This window comes from Dactylosporangium aurantiacum (genome assembly GCF_000716715.1).
Lineage (GTDB): Bacteria > Actinomycetota > Actinomycetes > Mycobacteriales > Micromonosporaceae > Dactylosporangium > Dactylosporangium aurantiacum.
The window spans coordinates 127,697-145,152 of sequence record NZ_JNYJ01000029.1; the positions used below are offsets into that span (position 1 = coordinate 127,697).

13 protein-coding genes are annotated in these 17,456 nt (G+C 66.4%); 5 read left to right on the forward strand and 8 right to left on the reverse strand.

The genetic code is table 11. The annotated features are described in order from the left end of the window. Positions 1-6 precede the first annotated feature (6 nt). Positions 7-2,586 carry an SEL1-like repeat protein gene (locus OP18_RS57725; protein WP_156089882.1) on the forward strand — a complete coding sequence of 860 codons (2,580 nt, stop codon included), beginning with the start codon at positions 7-9 and terminating at the stop codon, positions 2,584-2,586. A gap of 256 nt (positions 2,587-2,842) precedes the next feature. Here OP18_RS57725 and OP18_RS29635 read toward each other — a convergent pair whose 3' ends face one another. Next, positions 2,843-4,882 (reverse strand): recombinase family protein, encoded by a 2,040-nt coding sequence (locus OP18_RS29635; RefSeq protein WP_245635563.1) that lies wholly within the window; start codon positions 4,880-4,882, stop codon positions 2,843-2,845. Beyond that, on the reverse strand, positions 4,879-5,130 hold the full coding sequence (locus tag OP18_RS55705; RefSeq protein WP_245635564.1) for a hypothetical protein: 252 nt from the start codon (positions 5,128-5,130) through the stop codon (positions 4,879-4,881). The genes OP18_RS29635 and OP18_RS55705 overlap by 4 nt, the downstream gene beginning before the upstream one ends. 830 nt (positions 5,131-5,960) lie before the next feature. On the opposite strand from OP18_RS55705, the gene OP18_RS29640 reads away from it, so the two are divergent. The 3 genes from OP18_RS29640 to OP18_RS29650 all read left to right on the forward strand — a co-directional run bounded on the left by OP18_RS29640 (position 5,961) and on the right by OP18_RS29650 (position 11,376). After that, on the forward strand, positions 5,961-7,802 hold the full coding sequence (locus OP18_RS29640) for a hypothetical protein (protein WP_033362363.1): 1,842 nt from the start codon (positions 5,961-5,963) through the stop codon (positions 7,800-7,802). After that, positions 7,796-10,135 carry an AfsR/SARP family transcriptional regulator gene (locus tag OP18_RS29645; RefSeq protein WP_033362364.1) on the forward strand — a complete coding sequence of 780 codons (2,340 nt, stop codon included), beginning with the start codon at positions 7,796-7,798 and terminating at the stop codon, positions 10,133-10,135. The genes OP18_RS29640 and OP18_RS29645 overlap by 7 nt, the downstream gene beginning before the upstream one ends. A 308-nt stretch (positions 10,136-10,443) precedes the next feature. Then, positions 10,444-11,376 (forward strand): hypothetical protein, encoded by a 933-nt coding sequence (locus OP18_RS29650; RefSeq protein ID WP_156089883.1) that lies wholly within the window; start codon positions 10,444-10,446, stop codon positions 11,374-11,376. Positions 11,377-11,711: 335 nt separating this feature from the next. Here OP18_RS29650 and OP18_RS29655 read toward each other — a convergent pair whose 3' ends face one another. The 6 genes from OP18_RS29655 to OP18_RS29680 form a co-directional block, all read right to left on the reverse strand. Then, positions 11,712-12,296: a chloramphenicol phosphotransferase CPT family protein gene (locus OP18_RS29655; RefSeq protein WP_033362366.1), complete on the reverse strand. Its 585-nt coding sequence runs from the start codon at positions 12,294-12,296 to the stop codon at positions 11,712-11,714. 22 nt (positions 12,297-12,318) lie between these two features. After that, positions 12,319-13,686 carry an FAD-dependent oxidoreductase gene (locus OP18_RS29660; protein WP_033362367.1) on the reverse strand — a complete coding sequence of 456 codons (1,368 nt, stop codon included), beginning with the start codon at positions 13,684-13,686 and terminating at the stop codon, positions 12,319-12,321. 91 nt (positions 13,687-13,777) lie between these two features. Then, positions 13,778-14,188: an arsenate reductase ArsC gene (locus OP18_RS29665; protein WP_033362368.1), complete on the reverse strand. Its 411-nt coding sequence runs from the start codon at positions 14,186-14,188 to the stop codon at positions 13,778-13,780. Between the two features lie 34 nt (positions 14,189-14,222). Beyond that, positions 14,223-14,957 (reverse strand): aquaporin, encoded by a 735-nt coding sequence (locus OP18_RS29670; protein WP_033362369.1) that lies wholly within the window; start codon positions 14,955-14,957, stop codon positions 14,223-14,225. 35 nt (positions 14,958-14,992) lie between these two features. Beyond that, entirely contained in the window at positions 14,993-15,652 is a 660-nt protein-coding gene (locus OP18_RS29675) for an arsenate reductase ArsC (RefSeq protein WP_033362370.1), read from the reverse strand. Next, positions 15,645-16,358, reverse strand: coding sequence for an arsenate reductase/protein-tyrosine-phosphatase family protein (locus OP18_RS29680; protein ID WP_052387539.1), 714 nt, complete (start codon positions 16,356-16,358; stop codon positions 15,645-15,647). Before OP18_RS29680 ends, OP18_RS29675 begins: the two co-directional genes overlap by 8 nt. A gap of 131 nt (positions 16,359-16,489) precedes the next feature. Between OP18_RS29680 and OP18_RS29685 the strand changes: the two genes are divergently transcribed. Beyond that, positions 16,490-17,377 carry a hypothetical protein gene (locus OP18_RS29685; protein WP_052387540.1) on the forward strand — a complete coding sequence of 296 codons (888 nt, stop codon included), beginning with the start codon at positions 16,490-16,492 and terminating at the stop codon, positions 17,375-17,377. Positions 17,378-17,456: the final 79 nt, after the last annotated feature.

The following is a 17,456-nucleotide window of genomic DNA, read 5'->3' on the forward strand; positions in this document are numbered from 1 at the left end:
CGCAAGATGACGCATCAGGTCCATGGGCACGCTAGCGAAAACTCGCGCTTCTTTCAACAGGGTCACGGTCAGCAGGTCAACGCCGAGAACGTCTTCTTCTCGACCACTCCCATCTCGCTACCATGGGTGACCGATCCCACGTCTGCACCCTTCGTACGCGAGGTTGATCCGCTCGACCTCGGAGTAAAACGCGCACCCATATTTCGAAGCAGCGCGGTTCCACCATATATCGAACGCGACATCGACGGCAGACTCGACGCGCGACTCAAGAACGCAATCAAGGCCGGCGGACTGATCCTTATCGTTGGCGATTCGACCGCGGGAAAGTCCCGGACAGCATATGAAGCGATCGTTCGCTCGATGCCAGACCATAGGATTCTTTCGCCGGAAAATATCGCAGACATGCAAGCAATGCTGCCGGGCCTTGCGACTTGTTCGGAGCCATTCCTACTATGGCTCGACGATCTTGAGCGATTCCTAGGCCAAAATGGTCTTACCTCCTCCATTGTCGCAGTGCTCCGCCGATCCAGAGTGGTAATCGTCGCTACACTTCGAGCGGAAGAGCGCCGTCGACTGTTGCGCGGCGCGGTAAAGTCCGAAGAATCGGCGCACGGGCATCATGTTGACTTAGTCTCCGTCGAACACCTATTGAATCAAGTGGACTCTATCCTACTGCCTCGACGATGGAGCGTAGGAGAAATAGCGAAAGCCGTTTCGACCCAAGATGCGCGCATGCTGGAAGCATCCAAGCAGGCAGATCGGTTCGGAATCTCTGAATACCTTGCCGCCGGGCCTACCCTATTCGAAGAATGGCAATTGGCATGGGGGGCCGGAGGTAACGCACGAGGTGCGGCAATTGTGCACGCCGCAATTGATTGCACTCGCGCAGGCGTCTCTCAATCGATTCCAGAGTCACTACTGCGCGAAGTCCACGAGCACTACCTCGAAGAGGCTGGCGGATTTCTCTTGGCCCCAGAGTCATTCGACGAGGCCATAGAGTGGGCGAAGCGAAGGCGGAATGGGGTCACAAGCCTCCTACTGCCGTCGAAAGACGGTACTGGTTTCAGGGTGTTCGACTATCTCCCCGATGCCGTAGAGCGTTCTAACGATAGTGCGCCCGTTCCGGACTTCACATGGGAGGCGGTTAAACAGCATGCCGCCAACGACGCAACGATGCTTCACCGCATCGCAACCTCTGCAATGGGTCAAGATAGGGCCGACATCGGTTTGCAGATCTGGGAAAATCTTGCGGAGCAAGGCGACGCGACTGCTGCTATGAACGTTGGCCGCATACTTCGCAGATTGGAACGAACCGGCGAAGCACTCTCTTGGCTGACACGAGCTGCAGAGTTGGGGCAAATTGAGGCGGCGACCGAACTCGGACTACTCTTCGAAAATGAAGCGGAAAAAGAAAAGGCACAAACCTGGTATCGAAGAGCGGCAGAAGGCGGAAACGGTCATGCAATGTTTCACCTCGCCTTACTTCTGCAGGAAAATGGCGATATTGAAGAAGCCGAGGTGTGGCATCGCAAGGCGGCAGCCGACAAAGAAATTGGAAATACGAGCGGACTCGGTAGACTTCTGGCTGAAACCGGCCGTATCGAAGAGGCAGAACAATGCCTTCGCCTCTCTTGGAGCGAGGGAGAAATTCCGGCTGGCATTCAGCTTGGGTGGGTCTTAGCCGATTCCGATCGCCAGGATGAGGCGCTAGAAGTCTGGAAAAAAGTTGCAAACATAGAGGGTAAGGCGCCTTTCCGCGACATAGCCGCCTTCAGTGCCGCAGTCACACATGAACGGCGGAAAGAGTATGAGGAGGCCACCCAATGGTTTCAAAGAGCGATCGAACTTGGCCACGAGAACGCCAAACTTCGGTACGCAATCCATCTCGACGAACACGTGGATCACCATGCGGCCAGGCAGATCTTCCACGAGCTTGTCGAAGACGGGAGTGACCGTGCGGCCTTCCACCTTGCCGTATCGCTCGTCGCAAAGGATGAGCGAGAAGAAGGGCTAATTTGGGCGAAGCGAGCCGCCGACGCGAAGGTTCCCCGCGCATCCGCTTTGACAGCTGATCTTCTCTACGACCTGAACAATTTAGCAGAGGCGATCCCCTACGCATTAGCAGCAGTGGAAGAAGGTTCATACAAACATGCGCGAATAGTCGCGGAGCTGCGCGAGTCTGAAGGGGACCACGATGAGGCGATACGCTACTACGAAATAGCGACAAAGGCCAACGGGCATCAGGATCGCACCGCTGCAATATGCAGTCTCGGCAGATTGCTCTTCCTGCGAGGCGACGAAGAGGCCGGCATCAACCTTCTAACTCCACTATTCAGACAAGGCCACATTCATGCGGCCTGCTGGATTGGCCAGCAGCTCCTCGACCAAGACCGAACCGCTGATGCACGACCATACTTACTGACGGCCTACAATAACGGCCATATTCATGCGGCGTTTCTACTTGCGGCTCTTGCCGCGGCTGAAGGCAAGAGCCGCGAATCAACCCGTTGGTTTCAGAAGGCAAATGGCGTGAACACAACAAGCAAGCAACGGCCGAAGAAGGATCGAGGACGACGGCGACGGTAGCCATCCCACTCGGTGGCGCAGCTTCTACACCCACAGGTACGGGCAGTATTGCGGAGACGACCCCAACCGGGGCGAACCGGCGTAACACCTGAGGCGACGCTCGAAGACGCGTCACCTGCGCACTCCGCGGCGACCATCTTCAGGACCCATGCTTAAGTGATCTCGACTCCGCGTAGGAAGCGAAAACCCCTCAGCCCACCCCAATACGCCCCTAAGCTCAGGCAAGGCGTATGGAAATGCGTGACACTCCTGCAGCTCAGCATGCTTCGGGCGAACGTGGACGGTATATCTCTCCGGAGGCGGGGGCGCAGGTTCGAATCCTGCCGGGGGCACGTAGAACATGGGAACGACTTACAGGGGCGGACGCGGGAGCGTCCGCCCCTGCTGTTTCACCTGGCTGTCGCTGCCTCAGTACCGGAGGGCTCGAGGCCGCGGCCTCCGCTGCCGCCTGTCGGATGACATCGACCATCTCCGCCCGTACGGCGACCCGTAGCGTGATCCGCTGAAGGTGCCGGTCGTACCTGATCTCTAGCTGGAAAGCATCAAACAACTGCCGCAGCTTCTCCTCCGGTAGGTCGAGCACGTTCAGCTCAACCTGGGGTAGCTGGTCTACCAGCTCGCGCGCTCCGACCCTCTTCGGTCGGGCGGCCTTGGCCAACTCTTCGACCTCAGCAGCGAGCGCCTGCCTCCGCTTCGCATTCTCGGTGAACTGCCGCTGAATCTCGGCCCGCCACTGTGCGTCGATCTCTGGATCACCCGAGCTCGTCATCTGTTGGAGCGACGCGATCAGGTTCTTGTTAGCCGCATCGAGATCATCTATCTGCCGAGCGCACCTCGCAGCAGTTGCCTCGCTGTCGGAATGGATCGCCTGCTCGGTCGGCCCTTCGAGGTAGTCGAGCCGATGCACGCCGAAGATCCGCTCATTGAAGAACCGTGCAACGAAGGTGTCGATCACATCCTCGTTCACGGTGAGCGCGGGCGGATGGATTTCGTACCATGTCTCCTTTTTGTGATGTTCGCGCTTGGTGACGCATGCGTAGTAGGTGTCATCGGCACGCGTCTTCCGTTTGCGTGTCTTGCCGAACATGCGTCGCGCACAGATGTCGCACCTGATGTAAGAACGATACCGGTAGCTGCGCTTGGTTTCCGGGTGGGCGTTGTTCGTCGCCTTCGACCGAGATCCTTGCCGGTAGCGTCCGACAGGGCTCGCTGCGTCGAAATGGGCGCGGGTGGTCAGCGGCTCGTGCGTGATGCCGGGCGACCATACCCATTCGGTAGGCGGGTTCACGCGGCCTTTAATCCCTCGGTCTGGCCGTGAGCGCTTGCGCCGGTTCCAGACCATGAAGCCGGTGTATTTGGGGTTGTTGAGAATGTCCCGTACCGCCGTGGGTGTCCATGCGCCGATAGCGATGTTGTAGGAGTCCCGTTCGACCGGCACCGGAGGCGGATATCGGTCGAGGTCGGTGTTCAATCGGTCGGCGAGATGCTGATATGACAGGCGTTCCAGCGCTCGCCATACGAAGATCTGTGTTACGACCGGTCCACGCACTGGGTCTCTGAGGAGGCGGTGCTTGGTGATGCCCTCTTCGCGCTTGGCCTTTACCGGGTGCGGGTGGCGCTCGCCAATGTATCCGTATGGCGGCTTCCCGATGTTCCAGCCTTGTGCGGTGTGCTGCATGAAGCCCTTCCACGAGAGCTCCAGCATCTGCAGGACGTACCATTCGGAGATTGCCTGCTTGACTCGCCGGGTGAGAACGGAGGTGGCGTTCTTCGGACCGCCGGTTCCGGTTGGGCGGACGGCGTCGCGATCGATGCCCTCGTCGGCGGCGAGCAGGGCGACGCCGGCTTGTTCGAGTTCGTGCTCGATCTTCGTCCCGTAGTAGGTGGTGCGAGCGATGCGCTCGATGGACTCGCAGACGACAGCGACGAAGCGACGGTCTGGCCGTTGGGCCTCTGCGAGCAGGTCGGCGATGCTGCCGTCGCGGGGCACTGGGATGTCGAAGGCTTGGTACGCGTTGCTCTGGCCGCGCAAATTCAGCAGCGTCCTACCGGATTCGACGTCATAGAAGTGGGCCACGATGACGAAGCCCGGTGGAAGCTTGACGTTCACGCTGTCGAGCTGTCGCGGGATAGCGAGTGTAGGGTCTTGCCGGTCCTCGGTCGAGGTTCGAGCGAGGAAGGCGACCGGCACGATCGTCGGTGTGTCGTCGTGTGGCCGGTGCCGGTCGGCCATCTGCATCAGCCAGTCAAGGACGTCGGCGCCCGCATCGCCCGCTTCAACTAGCTCGGTTGTCACGTTCCCTCCCCAGGGCTGTTCGCGAGCTGCTGCTCTATGGCCCACAGCAGGGCATCGCGAACGGCGCGAGCCTGTACCGCCTGCAATGCCTCTCCCTCTCTTCCGGGAATGGCTAAGATTTCCAAATGGAACGAAATTTCACCCGCGGTCGAATTGACCTTGCGACTTTTGTTACCATTTTCCGACGGCCGCGCGGCCGTCCGTCCATCGTACATTCCATCCGATTCGTGGGCAGTGGCGTCAACCACGCTGTTCCCCCTGTTTTCGCAGCACGCAACCGCATGCCGAAACTCGAGTCAGCTATGGGGAACCCCTCTCTTTCAAGCAACGTAACCATCTCTAATCGATGCACGTGCGGCGGAGATTAAGACAGCAACACGCCTCTGTGCGGTTAACAAATGCAACGCGACTCCACGGGGCCTTTGTTCGGTGCGGGCGCCGCCGGTTGCGAGGTGGACGGCTTGTGAAATCCCGCGCCCAAGCCTGCTCCGTAAGGACTTGCACTTCGCTTCGAACTCGCCGGAACGGGGAGGGTCGGATAACTGCGATTCCTGCGGGCTTTCACCGGGCAGAACGGGTCACCGTGATGTGACGATTTCCGACGACACGGACATCATGGCGCCCCCGTTCGGTTTCGAGGTCGGCACTGCGATGCGGTTCGCGTGCACCGCCCATCCCAGATCGCCTTCGCTTCGCGCCGGCCCGCACTCCCCTGCCGGGCACACGCCGCGAAGACCAGAGGTTGCCGCTACACCTCGAGGATGCCGCCGGCGCCACCGTGTACCCGTGCTGATCGAAGCACCGCAAAACTGCGACCCGCCATCGCGGCCCTCCGCCTGCACGATGCCTGTCGACGCTCCCACCGCAGTTACGAGCAGCGTCGGCGACCGACGGCCGGACTAGGCACGACCGCAGCGCACTGACGGTTGCCCAACTCCGAGCTCCGGCGATGCCGGAACCCGCTGCGTTTGAGTACCGACATCGCCTGTACTTAATGTCTGCATTGTCGTTACTCATCTTTGAAGCCATGTGATCCTTCGGTCACCTTCAGTTGACCTAGGGCGCTAAAAATTGCAATATGTCGATCCATGGCTCCGTTCGGCTCGGGGTGGATTTCGGTTCGTCCCGGCTGCGGGCTGCGGTCGCGTGGCCGGATGGGACCGCCATGGTGCTGCCGCTGGGCGGCGTCGGGTGGCTCGATACCACAACCCTGGTCGATGTCGGCTTCGCCGCAGGATTAGGGACGCAGTTCCGGGGGGCAGCCGCCGGCAACCTGGGCAGCGGCAGCGCGGGCGTCTCGCCGTCTTCGGGTGACGGTGCGGCCGTGGCGGTATTCCGCCAGGTTGCAGCGGCCGCTCGTGAGGCTGCTGGCGGCGATGTCGATGTAGTGACGGTTGCGGTCCCTGCTGGGTGGAGCGCCCGGCGGGCGGCGGCGTTGCGTGACGCATGTCAGGACGCGGGACTGGCTGTGGGAAAGCTGATGACGGCGCCGGTGGCGGTGGGGTGGCATCTGCTCGCCGGTGGTGTGCCGTTGGCGGTGGGCGGCACGGTCTTGGTGTGTCAGGTCGGACAGGATGGGTGCACCGCAACGGTGCTACGCCGCACCGAGGTCGGGTTCGAGGGCCTGTCCAGTGTGGATTCGGCGACGGTGGCGGCCGATATGCACGGTTCCGGGATCGAAGTCCTCGACCGGTCTGGCGGTCCCGTCGGTCGCGCGGCGGCCGTTTCGGTGGGCGAGGTTGCTCGCCGGGCTGTCGTTGGCTCCGAGCTGGGTTTGGGTTCGCTCGACACGGCGTGTGCGGTCGGTTCGGCAGCGAACAACCCTCAGGTTGCCGAGGAACTCGCGCGAGCGACAGGTGTGACGCCACAGGTCGTGGCGGAAGCCGAGCTTGCGGTGGTGTTGGGGTCGGTGCAGGCACCAGCGCCTGCCCGCGCTGCGAGCGCGGCACCGGAGGTCAGATGGCTGGACTTGATGGCCGCGATGGTGCCGGTCGCATGGTCGGTGGCGCTGTTCTGGCAGTTCCTCGCCGGTGCCGAGCGGTACGGGTTGCGGGAGAAGACGTTCGACCGGGGTATGGTGCTGGCCGCCTGGGGTGGACTGGCAGTGGCGGCGCAGTTCGCGATGATCGCGACAGTTGGCGGGTTGGCGGTGACCACCGCCCTGCGTGCTGGCGCAGGTGAGAGTGGTGGCGCGCCCCTGGTCGGTTGGGTGCGGCATCGACTGACAGCGTTGGCACTGGTAGGTGGCTCCGTGGGCGGGCTGCTGGTGGCCGCCGTTTATGCGATGGTGGCGGCCTCATCCTTCGACGTCGATCTGTGGCCGCTGCTGCGGTGGTCGGTGTTGCCGGTCCTGCCGTCCGCGGTGGTTGTGACGGTCCTGGCCATGGTGGTGTGGCGACGGCCGGAACCACCTGACGGTTCGTGGCTGACGTGGCTGCGGTTTCCGCTATCGGTGACGATGCTCGCCGGAGTCGGCGCAGGGTTGATCTCGTGGGATGAGCGTGGCAGCCCGTCGGTGCTCAACCTGCTCGCCTGGCATCTGCAACGGTGGTTCCCGTCGGTCGGCGATGAGATCATCGGCCCTGTCGGGCGGCTGGGTGGGGCGTGCCTTGGCGCGGCGGTGGGCCTGCTCCTTGTCCGGCGGCTCGTGCACCGCCTGTTGCTGGTAGTGCCGTTGGCGCTGCTGGTCGCCGGGACGTTGGTGTGGCGGATCACCGGGACCGTCGCTGTCGGGGTCTCCATCGCCGTCGCGGGCTGGTGGGCGGCGCGGACAGCCTGGCTGATCTTGCGGCCGAAACTGCTGACACCACCAACGGCATCGCCGCACCAGCCGCACTCGTTCACGAGCCGGCCTAAGTGGCGGCACAACGGTCCGGGACCGGACGTGAATGCGTCGCACGATGCGGCCACCGGATGGTGATCGTCCGGTGGCTCCGCAGCGTCGTGTCCGGGCTCGGCTTGCTGCTGGTGATCGTGGGGTTGCCGGCAGGGCTGGTCGTGCTGCAGCGCGCAGCGCAGTGGGATTGGCGGCAGGTCGTCGTTGACCCGCTGTCCGACAGCGGCGTGGTGGCAGCGCTCAGCGCTGCGGGTTGGCTGCTGTGGCTGACGTTGTTGTGGATGGTCGTGCTCGACATCATCGACACGGTCCGGCACGTGGAGCGGGCGCCTCGACTGCCGGTGCCAGCACATGCCGCGGTCACTGCCCTGGTCAGTGGAGTCCTGCTGGCTGTCGAGGCGCTTCGGGCCGGTGGCACCGCATCTCTCACGGATCATCATGAGCGAGCGTCCAGCGTGACGGCCCCGCCGGCGACTGCGCTGCCGACCACGCAGGCCTCGGCCGTTTCCAGCCTGCCGGATATGCGAGGCGGAGGACCGGCCGCCGTTGAACATGTCTCGTCTCGTTCCACGCTGACGGTCGCGGGTTTGGACGTGCCGGGTGGGTGGCTACCGGTGCCGGTCGCCGCCGCCGTTACTGCAGCGGCGGCGCTCGTGTGGGCGCACCGCCGGCGCCAATACCTGCCACGGCCTCCTGGCGGTTGGCTTCGCAACGACGCGGACCTGGCACCGCTGCCCACCGTGGTGGACAGGATCGTCCGCCTGACGCGCTCAGCGATCGACGCTGACCCCGACCTCACGGCGACGCCCCTCAGCGACGCCCACGGCCGAGCATCCGATCCAGCAGCGGACTCCCGAGTGCCAGACACCGTGCCGAACTCAGTTCCGGACGCGGCGACCGCATGGCCGGTCGAGGTCGTGCTTCCGGGCGCTGGCGTCGCCCTGGTCGGGCCGGGTGCTGAGGACGCCGCTCGCGGACTCCTTGTCGCGGCCACCATTGGGCAGGCTGTCGGCACCAGGGTGCTGGTGTCGCGACGCCTGTGGACGATGCTGCTCGGCCCTGCCACCGCGGCCGGCGCCTCGGAGCGGATCCAGGTCATCGCCGACGAAGCAGAGTCGCCAGCGCCGACATCGAGCGGGTCCGTCTGGGCCACTGTCGTGGTCCTCGTCGACGCCGCGGCACATACGCAGGGCGCGGCGAGACAGCTGGCGTCAGGCGACGACTCCACCACCCGGACCGTGGTGGTTGGCGTGGCCTCGACGATGCACTCGTGGCAGGTGGCCGCCGACGGCCGGTTGTATGCGGTGGCTGGACCGGCGCCGGTCGTCGACCGGTTGCCCGTGCTGAACCTGTCCACGGCACGGACATTGCTCGGCGCGCTTGGTGTCCTGACAACAACAGGCGGGGACCTCGACAGTCCGGCCGCAGACTCCGTGCAATCCACCGAACGACACCACGTGCCGTCCACCGTTCCGGGTGTCGGGTCCGCGGACGCCTCCAACGGCCGCCCGGGGCACGAGGTTCCTGCTCCGGCGGACCTGCCGGCCTGGCCGGATCCGCCGCCCCAGGATGCGGGGCATGTGCGGCGTCTGCTCGTCCGCGTGCTCGGCGTTCCCGTGGTCCTGATGCCCCATCCGGACGGCAGCCTCAGTGCAGTGCATATTCGCCGGTCCGCCGGTCAGCAGATCCTTGTGCTGCTCATCGTTCACCCTGCGGGACTGAGCGCAGCAGATCTTAAAGACGCGATCTGGCCGACGACGCCGAGCAGCGCGGCGCATCGCCATTTCCTCACCACGGTTTCTGAGCTCCGCCGGAGTCTGCATGATGCCGCCGGGCGTCCAGTGCTCCTGCAGCGTCGGCGACCCGGCGACCCCGACGGATCGTGGTACCGCCTCGACCCGGCCGCAGTACAGGTCGACCTCTGGCGGTTCAGGTCCGTTCTGGACGCTGCGGCGGTCACCACCGATCCGATCCATCGCTACCACCTGCTGACCGAGGCCGCCGATCTAGCCGGTGACCTCGCCCAAGGTTGGGATCACGAGTGGCTCGCCACCGCACGGGAACACATCGCCCGCCACCAGATGGACGTGCTCACCCACCTCGCCGGCCTCGCCCCCGACCAACCGACAGCGATCCAGCTCCTGCAGCAGGCACAGCACGTATCCCCCACCAATGAAGTCGTCCATCGCGAGCTGATGGCCCTACACGCAGCCGCCGGCGACACCAATGCGATGCGCCGCGCCGCCGCCACATACACCGAGCACCTTGCCAGACAGTTCGCCGAGCACCTGATCACGTACCCGGCTGGAGACGTTGCTGAGCAACACGCCACCCAGGACCCGGCACGCACACCCCTGACCGACCCACCGCCACGGCAAGCGGCACACGACGGTCCATCCGTACCCACGAGGGGCTAGCCATGCACACCGCCGAACAGCAGCAACAGCAAGCACCACGCGGAAACCACCCCCTCGCCGACAGGCCCACGCCGGCGCCTCAGGGCGAAGGAGCCCCAGCCGGAAGCCCCGCGAGCCCAAGCGTTCTGATCGCCTTCGGCGCATCATCCAGATCGCAGATCCAGCCCGGCCAACGAGTCCGGCTCCCCCGGCTGCCCGACACCCCACCGCTACCGAGTGCCGTGCCCGGGAGCCGGACGGCAAGGACTCGCCGTCGGGTCCTGCAGGCTGGAGCTTTCATCGTCGCCGTCATCATCGGCGTCGTCGCCGTGGTCGCGTTCCTCACCTCCGGGCCGGGCCCAAACGAGGTCGTCCGCGGCTTCTTCGACCAGCTGGCCGCCCGCGACACCAGCAGGTTCCCTGCGGCCGCACCGTGCTCGCACAATCCGCTGTGCCAGCCCGGGACACTACGAGCCGGCTACCAGCCGCCGGAACACTTGCGAATTGAAGGCAGCCGCGCGCAAACACCATCATCTGGATACGGGACACGACAACGGCTCGTCGCGATCTCCTACATCATCGACGGGCAGCGACTGACCGACGACGTCACCGTTCTCTACCGGCGCACCGGCATCTTCAGCGGCTACTGGTCCATCTCCGACCCACCGGGCTCCACCATCACGATCCAGAGATCGGCCATCGCCCCCGTCACCCTGGCGGCCGCCGAACTGGCCGAGGCGAACCCTGAGGAACAGCTGACATTCTGGGCGCCGCCCGGCCGCTACACCGCCACCAGACCCGGCAACGCGCTCTACGAACCCGCGGAAGCTGTCGCGGTCGTCGCGGACGCCCCGGTCAGCGTCACCCTGCCCACCGGCCTCAAGCCCGCGCTCGCCGCCAGCGTCGAGCAACTGATCCACGACCGCATCGACGCCTGCGCGGCGCAACACGCGTTCAGCCCCGACACCGACGTGTCCTCGCACACCCTACGCAACTGCCCCATGGCGCATCGCAACATTTACACCATCACCACCGAGCCGAAATGGACGGTACAGCGCTACCCGACCATCCGCCTCGATACCCGCCCGGACGGCGTCGTCACCGTCACCACCATCGCACTTGGCAAGGTCACCATTCACTACCAGTACTCCTTCGGCATCGTCGAGCCCCGTGAATGGCATCCGGTCGAAGCAACGTACGACTTCGACGTCGACGGCTACGCAGTCGACGTCGATGGCAAGACCGCATGGATCGCGCGATAACGCTCGGCCACCCTTGGATTGGAGGAATGCCACGCAGGTTGGAAGCTTCGTAGCCAACCCGTCCGGATTCGCGTGTGTTTGACGGACCAACTGGGCTCCAGCTGTGCGGGCCGCAGAGCAGCGCATCCAAGATCTCATGGTGCTGTTGGACACCATCCTTGGACGATGTTCATGGCCGCGGTGGCCCAGGCGACGCGGGCTCGGGCCACCGGCGCGGTCGTACTTCGCTAAGCGTGCCAGCTGGCAATGGTCGCGGCCGCGCTGCCTTCGGGAACTTGGCGTAGGACCGGCCGCCCTGCAGCTAAAGTACGCGGACGAGCTTCTCGGCGCCAACGCTATGATCGCGCCTCGCGCTGCGCCAAAGCCGTCATGATGCGCGCCGCGTGCTGGTCCGGGTCTCCATATGTGGTGTCGACGGTGAGGTGGTAGGTCAGGCCGGCGTGCGCGTGGCGGGCTGACCAGCGGGCCAGGCCGGGCCGGTTGCCGCGAACGTGTTCCCGACGGGCAAGTTCGGCGTCCTCGCAGAACACGCCCACCAGCAGCGGCTGCCACGGGGCGAGGAGGTCGAGCCAGTCGTCACGGGCGCGGTCGTCGAGCAGCATCTCGTCGACAATGACCGGGTTGCCGGCCCGCACGATCTCGATCACCGCGCGGTGGAAGCCGGCCAGCATCCGCCAGCCGACCGCACCGTAGGTGATCGCAAGCATTGGATGGCCGCCGTCGGCGCGCAGTTCCTGGTACGCGAACCCTTCCTGGCTCAGCGGTCCACCGCGGCCGCCACCCCACGCGGGCGGCACCATCGCGAAGCAGGTGTCGAGTCCCAGCAACAGGTACGGCTCACCGGCCAGGTCCTGCAGGACGCGGCCGATGCTGGTCTTGCCGGCCGACGACGCGCCGTTGAGGAACACGATCTGTGACATGTCGCCAGTTTCCCAGCCCAGATCAGGCTGCCTGCCTCAGTGTCCAGGCCATGGCTGCAGCCTGGACAGCATCCCAGGGGCTGCCGAGCGGTGGGGTGTAGGACAGGTCGAGGTCGATGATGTCGGCGACGGTGGCGCCGAATGCGATGGCGGTGGCGTAGGTGTCGACACGCTTGGCGATCTCGGCGCTGCGGTGGCCGAACAGCTGCGCGCCGAGCAGTCGTCCCGTTGTGCGGTCTCCGGTGACGCGGATGCGGATCGGGGTGGCGCCGGGGTAGTACGCCTTATGGTCATCGGCGGTGACCTCGACGGTGACCGGGTCGAAGCCGGCCGCCCGGGCGGTGGTGTCGCGCAGGCCGGTGCCGGCCACGACTCGGTCGAAGACCTTGACCGCCTGGGTGCCGAGCGAGCCGGCGAAGGTCGCGGCCCCGCCGACGGCGTTGGCGCCGGCGACTCGGCCCTGCTTGTGGGCGGTACTCCCGAGGGGCAGGTAGATGTGCTGGTCGAGGAGCCGGTGGTAGGTGTGGATGCAGTCGCCGGCGGCGTAGACGTCGGGCAGGTTGGTGCGCATGCCGCGGTCGACGGCGATCGTGCCCTGCACGCCGAGCGCGGCCCCGGCGGTGGCGGCGAGCTCGGTGTCGGGGCGGACGCCGGTGACGACGAGGACGAGGTCGGCGCGGTGGTCGCCGGTGTCGGTACCGACGGCGAGGCGGCCGGCCGTGGCGGGACCGACGGAGCGGACCTTGGTTCCGGTGCGGACGTCCACGCCGCGCTCCCGTAGGTGCTCGGCGAGGGGTTCGGCGAGTTCCGGGTCGAGGGTCGGCATGACCTGGTCGACCTGTTCGAGGACGGTGACGGTGAGGCCGCGGGTGGTGAGGGCTTCGGCCATCTCGAGGCCGATGTAGCCGGCACCGACAATCACGGCTTGGCGGGCGCGGCGTTCGGTGATGGTGCGCAGGATGGCGAAGGTGTCGTCCATGGTGTGCAGGACGTGGACGCCGTCGGCGGGGCCGAGCCGGTCGAGGCCATCGATCGGTGGGGTGGCGGGGACGGCGCCGGTGCCGATGACGAGCCGGTCGTAGCCGAACACGGTCGAGCCGCCGTCCGGGGCGGTGGCGGTGACGGTGTTCATGTCGGGGTGGATGGCGGTGGCGCGGTGTTCGAGGCGCAGGTGGAGGCCCGCGGTTTCGAGGTCGGTGGTGGTGCGGTGGGCGAGGTGGTGCCAGTCGGGGACATCGCCGGAGACGTGGTATGGGATGCCGCAGATGGAGAAGTTAGGGTAGCGGTCGGCGACGAGGAGGGTGACGTCGACGGTGGGGTCGAGTTCGCGGGCGCGCAGGCCGGCGCTGATGCCGGCGTCGCTGCCGCCGATGATGAGCAGGCGTGTCACGGGCCGTCCATTCCAGGGGCAGGGTTGGAGCCCGCCGCCGGTGAGGACCTGACCCGGCGGCGGAGCATCAGGGTGTGCGCTGGCGCGGTGGTCAGCCGGTGGTGACGGGGAGTTCGGTGATGAGCTGCTCGACGCGGCGGCGGATCTCGTCGCGGATTGGGCGGACGGCGTCGATGCCCTGACCGGCGGGGTCGTCGAGCTTCCAGTCGAGGTACCGCTTGCCGGGGAAGACGGGGCAGACGTCGCCGCAGCCCATGGTGATGAGCACGTCGGAGGACTCGGCCGTGTCGTAGTCGAGTTTGCGCGGGATGCTGGCGGTGATGTCGATGCCGACTTCCCGCATGGCCTCGACAGCGACCGGGTTGATCTGGTCGGCGGGTTCGCTGCCGGCGGAGCGGACCTCGACGGTGTCGCCGGCGAGGTGGCGCAGCCAGCCGGCGGCCATCTGGGAGCGGCCGGCGTTGTGCACGCACACGAACAGGACCGTGGGCTTGGTGCTCATCTGGTGGTTCCTCCGGGATTGCAGTGCGGTCGGTTCAGGAACGGACGGACTCGTCATCGGGGTGGGCGACGACGACGTCACCGGCGGCGCTGCCGACAGACGGATAGAGCGCGAGCAGCAGCCCGACCCCGACGGCCAGGCCGACCAGCTGCGCGGCGATGAACCCGGGCACCGAGGAAGGGGCGATGCCAGCGAAGGTGTCGGTGAACGCGCGGCCGATCGTCACGGCGGGGTTCGCGAACGACGTCGAGGACGTGAACCAGTACGCCGCCCCGATGTACGCCCCGACCGCCGCGGGCGCCACAGAGGAGCGTCCGGACCGGGCGAGCGCGAAAATGAGCAGCAGCAGGCCGGTGGTGGCGACGACCTCGCCGAGCCACAAGTCCATGCCAGTGCGGTGCTTGGCCGAAAAGTCGACGGCGGGCAGCCTGAACATCAGGTCCGCCAGGATCGCCCCACCGATCGCGCCTGCGGTCTGCACGACGACGTACCCGCCGAGATCCCGGGCGGACAGGCCAGTGCCGGTCCGGCGGCCGAGGAACCAGTCCGCGGCGGACACGACGGGGTTGAAGTGCGCGCCGGACACCGGGCCGAACGTCAGGATGAGTGCGCCGAGCGCGAACGCGGTGGCGACCGAGTTCTCCAGGAGCTGTAGGCCGATGTCGTCGCTGAGCTGGGTGGCCATGATCCCGGAACCGACGACGGCGGTGACGAGCAGCGCGGTGCCGGCGAACTCGGCCAGGAGGCGTCGCCACAGGGTGGGGTTCACGTGCGTGGAAGTCCTGTTCTCGGGTTGGGCGCGGGCTAGTTGGCGGGGATGGCGAGCTGGTCGAGCAGAGTGCGGACGCGGCGTTCGAGCTCGTCGCGGATCGGCCGGACGGTGGTGACGTCGAGGCCGGCGGGGTCCTCGACGTCCCAGTTCTCGTAGCGGGTGCCCGGGAAGACGGGGCAGGCGTCGCCGCAGCCCATGGTGACCACGACGGTGGCGGCACGGACGATCTCGTCGGTCCACGGCTTCGGGTACTCGTCGGTGATGTCGATCCCACGTTCGGCCATCGCCGTCACGGCGGCGGGGTTGATCTCCCGGCCGGGTTCGGAGCCGCCGGACCAGGCCACGGCGCGGTCGCCGGCGAGGTGGGTGAAGAACCCCAGCGCTATCTGGGAGCGGCCCGCGTTGTGGGTGCACAGGAACAGCACGACGGGTTTGCCGTCGCGGTGGTGGCCTTCGACGCGGGCGAGTGCGTGCAGGCGCTGCCGGGCGAAGCGTTCGGCGAGCAGCGGCAGGAAGTTCGGCACGCTGGACAGGGTGGCGAACTGCTCGTAGCTGGTGTGCAGGAACCGTTCGATGGTCTCGGTGCCGTAGGTGCCGTCGAACTCCCGCGCGAGCCGCGTCGCGGCGGTGCGCAGCGCGAGTTGCTGGTCGACGGACAGGTCCGGGTGGTAGTAGACGACTGCATCAGTCATGACAGGGCTCCGGTGCGCTGGGTGGGAGCGGGCGACCTGCGGGTTGCAGGGCTGGTGCGAGCCGGTCGATCCGTGCGGCGAGGTCGGCGAAGGTGGCCTCGAACGCGGCGTCGGTGTCCGCCGGTGCCGGGACCGACCAGTGCAGCCGCGGCCGGACGCCCTGGGTGAGGTCCTCGTGGGCGTTGTCGCAGACGGCGACGACAAGGTCGGTGTCTTGGACGACATCGGCGACGTGGGCGGTGCCGGTCGCGTTGATCAGCAGCCCGTGGCGGCGCGCCACGTTCACGGCGCGGGGGTGGACCCGGGCCGCTGGCTGGGTGCCGGCCGACGCGGCAGGGATGGTGGCGCGGTGCGTCCAGAGGGCGGCGGCGAGCTGGGAGCGGGCGGAGTTGTGCGTGCAGACGAACACCACTCGCGCCACGTCGGTCAGGACCGGCGCGGCCAGGGACGCGAGCGCGCCGGGCTCGAGGCGCAGGTAGGTGCGGCGCCGGTCGCCTTCGGACCGGGTCCGCACCAGCAGGCCTGCCTCATCGAGGACGTTGACGTGATGGGCGACGAGGTTGGTGGGCAGATCCAGGGCGCGGGCGATCTCGCCGGGCGAGGCGTCGCCAAGGGTGAGCGTGTCCACGATGGCCAGGCGTGCCGGGTCACCGAGTGCGGCGTGGATCCGGGCGCGCCGCTGCACCGAAGAAAGCTCAGCGTTCATTGACTCAATGTTCTGCGAGCTTCCTGCACCTCGTCAAATGAACAGCAGGTGACGCGATCACGGACCGGTTCTCGGTACGTATTGCGGTTGTCGCGCTCCGTAAACTACGGAGTGTGACTGATGGAGATCGGGTGGAGCGGGATGCCCACGCCGCGGTGACGGCATTTGTGTCCCGGGCTCGCCGAGTCGAGGCGCATTCGCTCGCCCGCGATCGGAAAGCCCTGGTGCAGTTGGCAACCATGACGTTCCCGGCCGTGGTCGATCGGGTGACGGGTCTGGCGACCATCGTGCAGCACCTGCCGCCGGAGGAGTTGGTCGAGTCGGCGGCGGCCCGGGTGCGGCCGTTGATTCTCAGCGACGACCCGACCTTCCACGCGAAGGTCACCGCCGGCCTCGGATACCTGCTGCGGGCGGCGTCCGCGCCGCAGGATGTCATGGACGACCTGAAGGGTTTGCGGGCGCAGTGGGGGGCGATCAAGCCCAGGGGCCAGGAGGTGCGGGGCTATTCGCTGGAGCGGTCGGTGGCGGGCTCGGGCGTGTCCGAGCGCCTCGCAGACAACGTCCTGGGGTTCGCCTGGATCTACGGCGACGTGGTCCACAACGACACCGAGCGGCTCACGCTGACGCAGTCGTTCGGTGTCGTAGAACGGTTCCGGGCCGCGGTGCCGCTCATCGCCCAGATCATGGTGCTCACGATCGCCACCCTGAACTTCATCCGCGTTCAGCACCGCGACGGCCTGCTTCCCATCGACGACGGCCTGTTCGAGGCGCCCGTCGTCGTCACCGAGACGACGTTTCGCATGCAGGGGCAGATCTTCCTAGCGGAGCTGCCCGCGGACGGTGAGCCGCTGGCGGTGCCGACCATCGGGGACGAGCTCGGCCCGGCCTGGAAGCCGATCCATCAGGTGATCCGGCCGCGCACCACGGCGGGCACCGACGCTCCTACCAGCCCTGCCACCGACGCCGCGGACGCAGACCTCGCCGAGGTACCACCGCCGGACCGAGACACCGCGAACTGACCCGCCACGGGGCAAACCGCAAGGCCGCCAGCGCCACCCGCTGCGAACGGGCGTGGCCAGCGACTGCTGCCGTGGGCGC

What these genes read in the sequence shown, in the direction of transcription:
- OP18_RS29675 (WP_033362370.1), bottom strand. Translation starts at nt 15,652, where the DNA reads ATGACTGATGCAGTCGTCTACTACCACCCGGACCTGTCCGTCGACCAG.
- OP18_RS29645 (WP_033362364.1), top strand. Translation starts at nt 7,796, where the DNA reads ATGGTGATCGTCCGGTGGCTCCGCAGCGTCGTGTCCGGGCTCGGCTTG.
- OP18_RS29640 (WP_033362363.1), top strand. Translation starts at nt 5,961, where the DNA reads ATGTCGATCCATGGCTCCGTTCGGCTCGGGGTGGATTTCGGTTCGTCC.
- OP18_RS29680 (WP_052387539.1), bottom strand. Translation starts at nt 16,358, where the DNA reads ATGAACGCTGAGCTTTCTTCGGTGCAGCGGCGCGCCCGGATCCACGCC.
- OP18_RS29655 (WP_033362366.1), bottom strand. Translation starts at nt 12,296, where the DNA reads ATGTCACAGATCGTGTTCCTCAACGGCGCGTCGTCGGCCGGCAAGACC.
- OP18_RS29665 (WP_033362368.1), bottom strand. Translation starts at nt 14,188, where the DNA reads ATGAGCACCAAGCCCACGGTCCTGTTCGTGTGCGTGCACAACGCCGGC.
- OP18_RS57725 (WP_156089882.1), top strand. Translation starts at nt 7, where the DNA reads ATGACGCATCAGGTCCATGGGCACGCTAGCGAAAACTCGCGCTTCTTT.